The organism is Cyanobium sp. Copco_Reservoir_LC18, assembly GCF_009834675.1.
GTDB lineage: Bacteria > Cyanobacteriota > Cyanobacteriia > PCC-6307 > Cyanobiaceae > Cyanobium > Cyanobium minutissimum.
The window spans coordinates 262,057-273,867 of sequence record NZ_ASAC01000014.1; the positions used below are offsets into that span (position 1 = coordinate 262,057).

Annotated in this window: 8 protein-coding genes; 1 reads left to right on the forward strand and 7 read right to left on the reverse strand. The window is 69.9% G+C overall.

Annotated elements, in window-relative coordinates:
* Window positions 1-3: 3 nt before the first annotated feature.
* The 3 genes from L107_RS08815 to L107_RS08825 form a co-directional block, all read right to left on the reverse strand.
* Window positions 4-1,095, reverse strand: a complete 1,092-nt coding sequence (locus tag L107_RS08815; RefSeq protein WP_159817965.1) for an acetate/propionate family kinase — start codon at window positions 1,093-1,095, stop codon at window positions 4-6.
* A complete protein-coding gene (locus L107_RS08820; RefSeq protein ID WP_201295843.1) occupies window positions 1,092-3,524 on the reverse strand; it encodes a phosphoketolase in 2,433 nt (810 codons plus the stop codon). Before L107_RS08820 ends, L107_RS08815 begins: the two co-directional genes overlap by 4 nt.
* A 110-nt stretch (window positions 3,525-3,634) precedes the next feature.
* The gene (locus L107_RS08825) at window positions 3,635-4,255 is read right to left on the reverse strand and encodes a histidine phosphatase family protein (RefSeq protein WP_159817967.1); all 621 of its coding nucleotides are present in this window, start codon (window positions 4,253-4,255) and stop codon (window positions 3,635-3,637) included.
* Window positions 4,256-4,478: 223 nt separating this feature from the next.
* Between L107_RS08825 and L107_RS08830 the strand changes: the two genes are divergently transcribed.
* Window positions 4,479-6,560 (forward strand): nitrate reductase, encoded by a 2,082-nt coding sequence (locus L107_RS08830; protein ID WP_236550608.1) that lies wholly within the window; start codon window positions 4,479-4,481, stop codon window positions 6,558-6,560.
* 30 nt (window positions 6,561-6,590) lie between these two features.
* On the opposite strand, the gene L107_RS08835 is transcribed toward L107_RS08830, so the two are convergent.
* The 4 genes from L107_RS08835 to L107_RS08850 are packed head-to-tail and all read right to left on the reverse strand — an operon-like array spanning window position 6,591 to window position 11,708.
* Window positions 6,591-7,424 carry an ABC transporter ATP-binding protein gene (locus tag L107_RS08835; RefSeq protein WP_159817971.1) on the reverse strand — a complete coding sequence of 278 codons (834 nt, stop codon included), beginning with the start codon at window positions 7,422-7,424 and terminating at the stop codon, window positions 6,591-6,593.
* A 39-nt stretch (window positions 7,425-7,463) separates the two neighbouring features.
* Window positions 7,464-9,506 carry a nitrate ABC transporter ATP-binding protein gene (locus tag L107_RS08840; RefSeq protein ID WP_159817973.1) on the reverse strand — a complete coding sequence of 681 codons (2,043 nt, stop codon included), beginning with the start codon at window positions 9,504-9,506 and terminating at the stop codon, window positions 7,464-7,466.
* Window positions 9,507-9,508: 2 nt separating this feature from the next.
* Complete coding sequence (gene ntrB / locus L107_RS08845; protein ID WP_159817975.1) at window positions 9,509-10,342, reverse strand: nitrate ABC transporter permease; 834 nt, start codon at window positions 10,340-10,342, stop codon at window positions 9,509-9,511.
* 52 nt (window positions 10,343-10,394) lie between these two features.
* The gene (locus L107_RS08850; RefSeq protein ID WP_159817977.1) at window positions 10,395-11,708 is read right to left on the reverse strand and encodes a CmpA/NrtA family ABC transporter substrate-binding protein; all 1,314 of its coding nucleotides are present in this window, start codon (window positions 11,706-11,708) and stop codon (window positions 10,395-10,397) included.
* Window positions 11,709-11,811: the final 103 nt, after the last annotated feature.

Below are 11,811 nucleotides of genomic sequence, written 5' to 3' on the forward strand. Positions count from 1 at the left end.
CGCTCACACCCCGGCCGCGCCGCAGTGCCGGGCGATCACCCCCTCCTCATCGGCCGGGATCCGCAGCAGCTCGAACGGCCCCAGCCAGGCCAGAGCCACCGCCAGCTCCTGCCTGAGCTCATCGTCGTGCTCACCGATGCCGCCGGTGAGGGCGATCACGTCGACCCCGCCGAGGCTGGCGGCCATGGCCCCGATGCCCTGCAGCAGCTGGTGGCGGAACACCGCGATCGCCAGCCCGGCACCGGCGTGGCCTGCGGCGGCGGCCTGGCGCAGGTCCTTCATGCTGGCGCTGAGCCCCGACAGGCCCAGCAGCCCGCTCTCCTGCTGCAGCGCGTGGTCGAGTTCCTCGGCCGTGACGCCCCGGCGCAGCTGGTGCAGCAGCAGGCCGGGGTCGATGGAGCCGCTGCGGGTGGCCATCACCAGGCCCTCCAAGGGCGTGTAGCCCATGGTGGTGGCGATGCTGCGGCCCCCCCGGATGGCGCAGAGGGAACAGCCGGCCCCGAGGTGGCAGCTGATCAGCCGCAGGTCTTCACCCCGGCGGGCCACGGTTTCGGCCACATGCTGGTGGTTGAGGCCGTGGAAGCCGAAGCGCCGCAGGCCCTCGGCGCGCCAGCGGGCCGGAATCGCGTAGGTGCGGGCGGCCGCCGGCAGGGTGCCGTGGAAGGCCGTGTCGAAGCAGGCCCACTGGGTGAGCCCGGGTTGCCAGCGGCTCAGCCAGCGCATCACCCGCAGGGCCGGACCGTTGTGCAGGGGCGCCAGCGGCACCAGCTCCGCCAGGACCGCGAGCACCGCGCCGTCGAGCTTGACCGGGGCCGTGAACCGCTCACCGCCGTGGACGACCCGGTGGCCGGCGACGGTGAGCCCGGCGACCCGGCCGGCCAGGGCGCCGGGCAGCCAGGCCTCCAGCACGGCCTCCAGGCGCTCCGCGGGGGCTGTCCCCTCCGCGGCGCCGACGCTCCAGCTGCGCTGGTCCCGCCAGAGGCAGTCCCCGGAGCGGCTGTGGACGGAGACCTTGAGGCAGGAGCTGCCGGCGTTGAGCACCAGCACCTCGCCGGTCGCCGCGTCAGCCACCGCCGCCGTCGCCGGCTCCGTCATCCCCGCGCGGCCGCCGGCGGCGCCCAGCGCCAGTCGGTCACCTCCGGGGCATCGGTGCCGTGGGTGTGGGCGTAGGCCCGGTGGGAGAGGATCGCGTCCTGCATCCGCTCCTTGACGTGGGCGGCACGGGAGCGCAGGAAGGGCACCCGGTTGACGACGTCGATGACCAGATTGAAACGATCGATCTGGTTGTTCATCGCCAGCTCGAGGGGCGTGTTGATGTTGCCCTTCTCCTTGTACCCGCGCACGTGGATGTTGGCGTGGTTGGTGCGCCGGTAGGTGAGCCGGTGGATCAGCCAGGGGTAGCCGTGGAAGTTGAAGATCACCGGACGGTCGGTGGTGAACAGGGTGTCGAAGTCCCGGTCGCTCAGACCATGGGGATGCTCGTTCGGCTCGGTGAGGGCGAACAGCTTGACCACGTTGATCACCCGGATGCGCAGCTTCGGGATCTCTCTGCGCAGGATCTCCACCGCCGCCAGCGTCTCCTTGGTGGGGATGTCGCCGGCGCAGGCCATCACCACGTCCGGTTCATCCAGCTCGGCGCCGCAGTCGTCGTTGCTGGCCCAGCCGACGATGCTCACCCCCTTGGCCACATGGCGCCGGGCCTGTTCCAGGGTGAAGTACTGCAGGTGCTTCTGCTTGTCGGAGACGATGATGTTGCAGACGTTCGTCTCCTGGAGGGCCTCCTCCGCCACCGCCAGCAGGCAGTTGGCGTCGGCCGGCAGGTACACCCGCACCACGTCACCGCTCTTGTTGCCGGCCAGGTCGATGAAGCCGGGATCCTGGTGCGTGAAGCCGTTGTGGTCCTGGCGCCACACCGTGGAGGAGATCAGGCAGTTCCAGGGGCCGATCGGGGCACGCCAGGGGGCATGCAGGAGGCACGATTCCAGCCACTTGGCGTGCTGGTTGAACATCGAGGCGATGACGTGGGCGAAGGCCTCGTAGGTGTGGAAGAAGCCGTAGCGCCCGGTGAGCAGATACCCCTCCATCATCCCCACCAGGGTGTGCTCGCTGAGCATCTCCACCACCCGCCCACTGCGGGCCAGTTCACTGCCGTTGAGGTCCTCCGGCAGGAACTCCTCCATCCACACCTTCTTGCTCACTTCGTAGATGGCCTGCAGCCGGTTGGAGGCCGTTTCGTCAGGGCCGAACACCCGCATCGAATCGGGATTGGAGCCGATGATGTCGCGCAGCAGCTCACCGAGGGGATGGGTGTTCTCCACCTGGGTGGTGCCGGGGGCCGCCACCTCCACGGCGTAGTCCTCCAGGGGGGGGAACTGCAGCTTGCGGCGCAGCAGGCCGCCGTTGGCGTGGGGGTTGGAGCCCATGCGCCGGTGCCCCTGGGGTGACAGCGCCTGCAGCTCCGGCCGCAGGGTGCCGTGTTCGTCGAACAGCTCCCAGGGCCGGTAGCTCTTCAGCCACTGCTCGAGCAGCTGCAGCTCCTCGGGATCGGTGTTCGGGCAGGCCAGGGGCACCTGGTGAGCCCGCCAGAAGCCCTCCAGCTTCTTGCCGTGCAGGGAGGCCGGCCCGGTCCAGCCCTTGGGCGAGCGCAGCACGATCATCGGCCAGGCCGGGCGCATCGCCTCGCCGCTGCTGCGGGCCTCGGCGCGGATCTCGAGGATGCGCCCGATCGCCCGGTCCATGGCGGCCGCCATGGCCTGGTGCATGGCCATCGGTTCGTGGCCCTCGACGAAGATCGGCTCCCAGCCGTAGCCGCGCATCAGGCTGGCCAGCTCCTCGCGCGGAATGCGGGCCAGCAGGGTGGGGTTGGCGATCTTGTAGCCGTTCAGGTGCAGCACCGGCAGCACCGCCCCGTCGCCGATCGGATTGAGGAACTTGTTGATGTGCCAGGAGGTGGCCAGGGGGCCGGTCTCCGCTTCGCCATCCCCCACACAGGCCAGGGCGATCAGGTCGGGGTTGTCGAACACCGCCCCGCAGGCGTGGGACAGCACATAGCCGAGTTCGCCGCCTTCGTGGATCGACCCGGGGGTCTCCGGGGTGCAGTGGCTGCCGATGTGGCCGGGGAAGGAGAACTGCTTGAAGAAGCGGCGCATGCCTTCGGTGTCCTGGCTCTTGTCCGGATACACCTCGCTGTAGCTGCCGTCGAGGTAGGTGGGCCCCAGCACGCCGGGGGCGCCATGGCCGGGCCCCGACAGGTAGATCATGTCGAGGTCGTGGCGGCGGATCACCCGGTTGGCATGGGCCCAGAGGAAGGCCTGGCCGGGGGAGGAGCCCCAGTGGCCCAGCAGTCGCGCCTTGACGTGCTCATGGCGCAGCGGCTGGGCCAGTAACGGGTTGTCCCGCAGATAGATCATCCCGACGGCCAGATAGTTGGCGGCGCGCCACCAGGCATCGATCAGGGACAGCTCCTGCTCCAGGTCCGGCGTCATGGCCTGGGCCTCGAAGGGCGCCATCGTCGAGATGGTCATGGCCGTCAGATGCGGGGGGCTGCGACCTCAACTTTCGCCTGCCTTCGTAAAAAAGCAGGTAAATCAACCGCTCTCCTTTGGGGGGGTCAGGAATCCGACATGGACCGCCTTCAGGGGGTCGGGGCCAGGGGGGCGTTCCAGCACTTCACGGCCGGCAGGCCGCGGTAATCGGAGAGCACCGACAGGGTGGCCGTGTCGAGCAGGAAATGGGCGCCGTGGCTGGGCGTCAGACCGATCCAGCGGGCCACGAACACCCGCAGCAGATGGCCGTGGGCGACCAGGGCCACCCGGCCGCCCTCCTGCCGCAGCCGGCCGATGACCCGGTCGACCCGATCCCCCACCTGTTCCGGGCTCTCCCCGTCCGGACAGCCGTCGCGGAACACCATCCAGCCGGGCCGATCCCGCTCGATCTCCGCGGACGTCAGACCTTCGTAGGCGCCGTAGTCCCACTCGACCAGATCGGGCTCGAGGCAGGCCTGGGCGGCCAGGCCCGCCAGTTCGCAGGTGCGCCGGGCCCGCTGCAGGGGGCTGCACAGCACCAGGGAGAACGGGCTGGCCGCCAGCAGCGGCGCCAGGCCGCGGGCCGCCGCCTCCCCCCGCGCGGTGAGGGGGATGTCGGTGCTGCCGGTGTGCTGGCCCGAGAGGCTCCATGCCGTTTCGCCATGGCGGATCAGGACCACCTCAACGGGGCCGGTGGGGGTGGCGGCCGGGCCGTTCTGAATCGTTGTCACGGAAGGGCTCTCGGGGGATGACGTCGTGACGCTCACTTAAGCTCGGTCTCCCGGCCAGGGTGGTGATGGGGGTGGCCGCAGCGGAGGCCCGAACGTCCGCCGGGAGGCCTCCCTTCGCTGTCGTCCCCCCGCCATCTTGAGCCTCCCCGCCACGCCTTCTGCCCCCTCCGACGGCCCGGCCCGGGCCCAGTGTCCCTACTGCGGTGTGGGCTGCGGCCTGGAGATGAAGCCCCCCGCGGCCAGCGATGCCGGCGCGGCGATCTGGACGACCCGCGGCGACCGCCACCACCCCTCCTCCCTGGGGCAGGTCTGCGTCAAGGGGGCCACCGTGGGGGAGACCCTGCACCGCAACCGCCTCACCACGCCGCTCTACCGGCCGCGCACCGACCAGCCCTTCGTGCCGATCGGCTGGGACCGGGCCTTCGACCTGATCGGGGCCCAGGTGCGCCGCACCCTGGCCGAGAAGGGCCCCGGAGGGATCGCCATGTACGGCTCCGGGCAGTTCCTCACCGAGGACTACTACGTCGCCAACAAGCTGATCAAGGGGGCGCTGGGCAGCAACAACTTCGATGCCAACTCGCGCCTGTGCATGAGTTCGGCCGTGTCCGGCTACGTGCGCAGCTTCGGCAGCGATGGTCCCCCCTGCTGCTACGACGATCTCGATCAGGCCGGCCTCGTGCTGCTGATCGGCACCAACACGGCCGCGTGCCATCCGGTGCTGTTCCAGCGGCTGCTGAAGCGCAGGCGCAAGCAGCAGCAGGACCTGCAGATCGTGGTGGTGGATCCGCGCGCCACCGCCACCAGCGATGCCGCCGACCTGCACCTGGCGATCCGCCCCGGCACCGACCTGGCCCTGCTGCATGGCCTCGGCCACCTGCTGCTGGAGCGGGGGGCGGTGGACCGGGCCTATGTGGCGGCGTCCACCGAGGGTTTCGAGGCGCTCGCGGAGCTCTGGGCGGGCTGGACGCCCGCGGCGGTGAGCCGGTTCTGCGGCATCGAGGAGCAGCTGCTGCACCAGCTGGCCGACCGCTGGGCCGCCAGCAGCGGCGTGATGAGCCTCTGGTCGATGGGGGTGAACCAGAGCGTGGAGGGCACCGCCACCGTGGCGGGGATCATCAACCTGCACCTGGTGAGCGGCCAGATCGGCCGGCCCGGGGCGGGGCCCTTCTCCCTCACCGGCCAGCCCAATGCCATGGGGGGCCGGGAGGCCGGCGGCCTGGCCCAGCTGCTGCCGGGCTACCGCTCCGTCACCGACGCCGGCCACCGCCGCGAGATCGAGCGGCACTGGGGCCTGGCGCCGGGGAGCATCGCGCCGGCCTCGGGCCTCACCGTGTGGGAGCAGATCGAGGCGATGGAGCGGGGGGACCTGGGGCTCTGGTGGGTGGCGGCCACCAATCCGCTGGTGAGCCTGCCCTGGCTCGATCGGGTGCGGGCCGCCGTGGCCCGCTGCCCGCTGGTGGTGCTCAGCGAGGCCTACGCCGGCACCGAAACCGCCGCCATCGCCCACCTGGTGCTGCCGGCGGCGCAGTGGAGCGAGAAGGCCGGGGTGATGACCAATTCCGAGCGCCGCGTCACCCTGTGCCAGGCCTTCCGTGAGCCGCCGGGGGAGGCCCGTCCCGACTGGGCGATCTTCGCCGAACTGGGCCGTCGCCTGGGCTTCGAGCAGCAGTTCCGCTACGGCTCCTCGGCCGAGGTTTTCGCCGAGTTCGCGGCCATCACCGCCGGCCGGGTGTGCGATCTGAGCGGCCTCAGCCATGGGCTGCTGCGGGAGCACGGTCCCCAGCAATGGCCCTTCCCCGCCGGCACGGCGCCCGGAGGCGGTGCCCCGCGCCTGCACACCTCCGGCCGTTTCCCCACCCCCTCCGGCCGGGCCCGGCTGATCTGCGAGCAGCCGATGGGCCTGGGCGAACCCACCGATGGGGCCTACCCCCTGGTGCTCACCGTGGGCCGCTACCTGGAGCAGTGGCACACCATGACCCGCACGGGCCAGGTCGAGCGGTTGCTGCGGCCCCACGCCGAGGCTTTGCTGGAGATCCATCCCGCCGACGCGCGAGCCCACGGACTGGTCGATGGCGGCCGGGCGGAGGTGCGCTCCCGAAGGGGTGCCGTGACGGCCCGGGTGTGCGTCACCGACCGCATCCGCCAGGGCACGGTGTTCCTGCCCATGCACTGGGGGGCGGCCCAGGAGCAGGCCTGTGAGGTCAACCGGCTGATGCATGCCCTCGGCTGCCCGATCTCCCAGCAGCCGGAGCTCAAGGCCGCCGCGGTGACCGTGCGTGCCTGCGAGCAGGCCCCGGGGGACTGAGCCCCAGCGGGGGGGCGGCTCAGCGGCGGATCACTGGTCGTCGTGGGCGAACCGGCGGTAGAGGAAGTCCAGGGCGTGGTTGCGGTAGTCGTAGTACTCCGGCATCTCCATCAGCTGGGCCCGCTGGCGGGGTCGGGGGAAGGGCAGCTCGAGGATCTCGCCGATGGTCGCCGCCGGGCCGTTGGTCATCATCACCACGCGGTCGGCCATGAACAGGGCCTCATCGATCGAGTGGGTGATCATCAGGACCGTCACCCTGTGCTCCCGCCAGATCCGCAGCAACTCCTCCTGCAGCTCCTCCTTGGTGATCGGATCGAGGGCTCCGAAGGGTTCATCGAGGATCAGCACCTTGGGCTGCAGGGCCAGGGCCCGGGCGATCGAGACCCGCTGCTTCATCCCCCCCGACAGGCTGGCGGGACGCTTGTCGGCGGCCTCGCTCAGCCCCACCATCGCCAGATGGCTCTCCACGATCCGGTCGGTGTCGCCGCTGCGCCGCAGATGGGGGAAGACGTTGTTCACCGCCAGGGCCACGTTCTCGGCGGCCGACATCCAGGGCAGCAGTGAGTAGTTCTGGAACACCACCATCCGGTCCGGCCCCGGTTCCCGGATCGGCACCGACTGCAGGCGCACCTCGCCGCTGGTGGGCTGGCCGAAGCCGGAGACCAGGTCGAGCAGGGTGGATTTGCCGCAGCCGGAGTGGCCGATCACGCAGACGAACTCCCCTTCGGCCACCTCCAGGCTGATGTTGTCGAGCACGGTGTAGGGCCCGTTGGGGGTGGGATACACCTTGCTGACCCCATCGATCACCAGGAACGGTTCAGTGACGCCGGCGGTGCTGGGCTGGGGCAACGTCTGGGTCTGCATGCGATCGGAACGTGGGGAGGGACAGGAGGGGAAGGGGCGTCAGCGGTGGGCCGGGGCGGGCAGCGGGGCGTCCGGGACCCGCGCCGGCGCTGGCGGCAGGGGCGCCGGGGCCACCGTCACCGGACCCTTGACGCGCAGGCGTTCGAGGTAGGCGAGGGGATTGAGCGGGTCGAGAGGATCACCATCGAACGCCGCCACCACCGCCACCGCTGACGGGGGGCGCTCCGCGGCCGGCAGCCCCAGGGCGGCGGCCGCGCTCCGGAACAGGGCCCGATCCTGCACACGCCCGGCCACCTCCTGCCAGTTGCTGGGGAAGCTGGCCAGGCCCCAGCGGCCGAGCTGGCAGAGAATCCAGACCGCCTCCGCCGGGTTGGGCTCGTTGACCTCGGGGCCGTAGAAGCGGTTGAAGGACGGCATGGCGGCGGGTGCGCCGGTGCCCCGGTCGTAGGGGTCGATGAGACCAGGCCGGAGCATCGCCCCATCCGTGCCCACGTACTGGCCCTGGGAGAGCAGCTCCACCAGTTCGCCGCGGTGGGCCGGGTCCTCGCAGTACCGGCAGGCCTCCAGCAGCGCCTGCACCAGGGCCCGGTGGGTGCGGGGGTAGGCGGCCGCCCAGGCCTCCTTCACCCCCAGCACCTTCTCACCGTGGCCGTCCCACAGCTCCACATCGGTGGCGATCACCGTGCCGAGGCCCTCCTGCACGGCGCGGGAGTTCCAGGGTTCGCCGACGCAGTAGCCATCGATGGTGCCCGCCTTGAGGGCGGCCACCATCTGGGGCGGCGGGATCACCAGCAGTTCCACGTCACGGTCGGGGTGGATCCCCGCCGAGGCCAGCCAGGCCCGCAGCATCAGGTTGTGCATCGAGGCCGGGTGCACCACGGCCAGCACCGGCCTGGACTCGGGGTGGGCGCCGATCCAGGCCTTGAAGTCGGCCAGGGTGTTCACCCCGGCGTCGTGGAAGCGGCGGTGCAGGGTGATGGCATTGCCGTTGCAGCTGAGGGTGAGGGCACTGACCATCGCCAGGGGCGGCTGGCCACCGCAGCCGAGGGTCATGGCGATCGGCATCCCCGCCACCATCAGGGCACCGTCCAGAACGCCCTGGCGCACGTGGGTCTCGAGGGTCTTCCAGTTGCTCTCCCGCCGCAGCCGCACCTGGGTCAGGCCGTGCCGGGCGAAGAACCCCTTCTCCTGGGCCACCACCAGGGGCAGGCAGTCGGTGAGGGGAATGAAGCCCAGCTCCAGGTTCACTTTCTCGAGTCCATCGGCGGCGATGGCCTCGGCGGGCTTGAGCCGCTGCTGCCGGGCCCGGCGCTGGTCGGAGAGGAAGCCGACGATCTCGGCCCGCAGCCCGTAGTAGCGCGGGTGCTCCACCGTGCCCAGCTGGGTGCGGGGCCGGGGCAGGGGCACTTCGAGGATCTGATCGATGTGGGCCTCGGGGCCGTTGGTCATCAGCACCACCCGGTCGGAGAGCAGCAGGGCCTCGTCGACGTCGTGGGTGACCATCAGGGCGGTGACCTTCGCCTCCTGGCAGATCCGCATCAGCTGCTCCTGCAGGTTGCCCCGGGTGAGCGCGTCGAGGGCCCCGAAGGGTTCATCGAGGAGGAGGAGTTTCGGGCGCAGGGCCAGGGCACGGGCGATGGCGACCCGCTGCTTCATCCCGCCGGAGATCTCCCGGGGGTATTTGTCGGCGGCGGCCTTCAGGCCCACCAGCTGGATGTGGTGCTCGATGAGGGCGTCCCGCTCCCGGCGGTCGCTGGTGGCGATCACGTTGTCCACGCCCAGGGCGATGTTCTGGCGCACCGTGAGCCAGGGCAGCAGTGAGTAGTTCTGGAACACCACCATCCGATCGGGCCCTGGATCGGTGACCTGCCGGCCGCTCATCAGGATGCCGCCCTGGGTGGCGGTGGTGAGGCCGGCCAGCAGGTTCAGCAGGGTGGACTTGCCGCAGCCGGAGTGGCCGATCAGGGAGATGAACTCGCCCTCGGCGATATCCAGGAAGATGTCCCGGAGGGCCACGTACTCCCCTCCGCCCGGCAGGGGGAAGGCCTGGGTGACGTGGTCGACGGTGAACAGGGCGGCCATGGTCAGGCGGCTCCCTTGCTGAGCTTGCGCCCGGCGAAGGCCACCAGGCGATCGAGCAGCAGGCCGACAAGACCCACGTAGATGATGGCCAGCACGATCTCACTGGAGCTGCCATCCCCCCCCGAGTTGTAGGCATCCCAGATGAAATAGCCGATGCCGCCGTCGGCCTTGAGCATCTCGGCGGCCACGATCGCCAGCCAGGCCAGACCGACGGCGATGCGCAGGCCGGCAAACACGAAAGGTACGGTGGCCGGGATGACGATGTCCCTGATGTAGGGGCCTTTCCGCAGCTTCAGCACCCGGGCGACGTTGATGTAGTCCTCGGGGATCTCACGGATGCCGATGGCCGTGTTGATGATGATGGGCCAGATCGCCGTGATGAAGATCACGAAGACGGCGGAGACGGTGGAATCCTGGAACACCATCAGGGCGATGGGGAACCAGGCCAGGGGCGGCACGGTGCGCAGCACCTGGATCACGGGATCAAAGCCCTTGCCGAGGAAGCGGCTCATCCCCAGAAGGCCGCCGATGGTGATTCCCACCACCGCGGCCAGGCCGTAGCCCATCGCCACCCGCTGCAGCGAGATCAGGATCTGCCAGGCCAGGCCTTTGCTGGTGCCCCCGTCATCGAAGAAGGGATGGATGATGTAGGGGTCCCACGTGTCGACGACGACATTGATGGGCCCCGGCAGGCGGGCCACTCCCAGGATCAGGGACAGCAGCTGCCACAGCACCAGAAAGGCGCCGATGCAGATCAGATAGGGAGACACCCGGGACACCCAGATCGGCGTGATCCTTCGGGAACGTTGGTGGGCTGCTGCTGCGCTGAGGGCCATGGGGAACGGGTGGGAAATGGCAACGGGGGCAAGGGAAGCGGGGGCTTCCGCGTCAGGACATGGCCTTGATCTTCAGGGCGTCCAGGTAGGCCTTCGGATTTTCCGGGTCGAAGACGACACCGTCGAAGAAGGTTTCCTTGCCACGAGAATCACCGGCGGGAATCGCCTTGTCCTGGCCGATCGCCTTGGCCGCCTCCTTCCAGAGATCGGCCCGGTTCACCTGGTTCACGAGGGCGTCGACGTCGGTGCTGGCGGGGAGGTAGCCCCAGCGCATGTCCTCGATCACGAACCACTGGTCGTGGCTCTTGAACGGGAAGGAGGCGTTCTCGCTCCAGAAACGCATCCGGTAGGGGCTGTCGGTCACCGTGCGACCGTCGCCGGCATCGAAGGTGCCGGCGAGGCGGGGTTTGATGTCGGCCACCGACGCCTTGAAGTACCTGTCCTTCGAGGTGATCTCACAGAGCTCGTCGAGGTTGGCGGGGTCCTCGCACCACATCTGCGCCTCCAGCACCGCCATCAGCAGGGCCTTGGTGGCCTTGGGATTCTTGGCGACCCAGTCGGCGCGCATCGAGAAGGACTTCTCCGGGTGGAACTTCCAGAGTTCACCCGTTTCGGCCGCCGTGTAGCCCAGCTTCTTGTTGACCAGCCTCTGGTTCCAGGGCTCGCCGACGCAGAAGGTGTCCATGGTGCCGGTCTGCATGTTGGCCACCATCTGGGGCGGGGGCACCACCACCAGGTCGGCGTCCTTGTTGGGGTCGATGCCGTTGGCGGCCAGCCAGTAACGCATCCACAGGTCGTGGGTGCCACCGGGGAAGGTGACGGCCGCCTTGAACTTCCGGCCGGTCTTGGCCGTGGCGGCCACGGCGTCGGCGAGGCCGGCCTTGTTGTCGATGGTGAGCTTGTTGGCCAGGAAGTCCTTGGAGACCGAGATCCCCTGGCCCTGCAGATTCAGCCGGGCCAGGGTGGCCATCGGCAGCGGCTGCTGGCTCTTGGTGATCTTGCCCGCCGCCAGCAGCAGGGGCATGGGCGTGAGGATGTGGGCGCCATCGATGCCGCCGCCGCCGCCGCCCAGTTCCAGGTTGTCGCGGGTGACGGCCCAGGAGGTCTGCTTCATCACCTTCACCTCCGGCATGCCGTGCTTGGCGAAGAAGCCCTTCTCCTTGGCGATGATCAGCGGGGCGGCATCGGTGAGGGCGATGAAGCCGAGGGACACACCGGTGACCTCGGGGGCATCGGCGCCACCGGCGGCCGGAGCGGCGGCGGGGGTGGCGACCTCCTTCTTGCCGCCACAGGCACTCAGCCAGATGGCGCCTGCCGTGGTGCCGGCAGCGGTGATCAGGAACTTGCGACGGGAAAGATTCGACATGGAGCCGGATGGCGTGTCAGGGAGGACCGGAGGAATGCACCGTCTGGTGCATGTGTTCTCTGGACGGGCCTCACAACAAAGCGCGCCGTACCGATGAAATCTT

Bases quoted from the DNA above. Each gene is read 5' to 3' on its own strand.
- L107_RS08815 (WP_159817965.1), bottom strand. From the start codon at position 1,095: ATGACGGAGCCGGCGACGGCGGCGGTGGCTGACGCGGCGACCGGCGAG.
- L107_RS08820 (WP_201295843.1), bottom strand. From the start codon at position 3,524: ATGACCATCTCGACGATGGCGCCCTTCGAGGCCCAGGCCATGACGCCG.
- L107_RS08830 (WP_236550608.1), top strand. From the start codon at position 4,479: ATGAAGCCCCCCGCGGCCAGCGATGCCGGCGCGGCGATCTGGACGACC.
- L107_RS08835 (WP_159817971.1), bottom strand. From the start codon at position 7,424: ATGCAGACCCAGACGTTGCCCCAGCCCAGCACCGCCGGCGTCACTGAA.
- L107_RS08840 (WP_159817973.1), bottom strand. From the start codon at position 9,506: ATGGCCGCCCTGTTCACCGTCGACCACGTCACCCAGGCCTTCCCCCTG.
- ntrB (WP_159817975.1), bottom strand. From the start codon at position 10,342: ATGGCCCTCAGCGCAGCAGCAGCCCACCAACGTTCCCGAAGGATCACG.
- L107_RS08850 (WP_159817977.1), bottom strand. From the start codon at position 11,708: ATGTCGAATCTTTCCCGTCGCAAGTTCCTGATCACCGCTGCCGGCACC.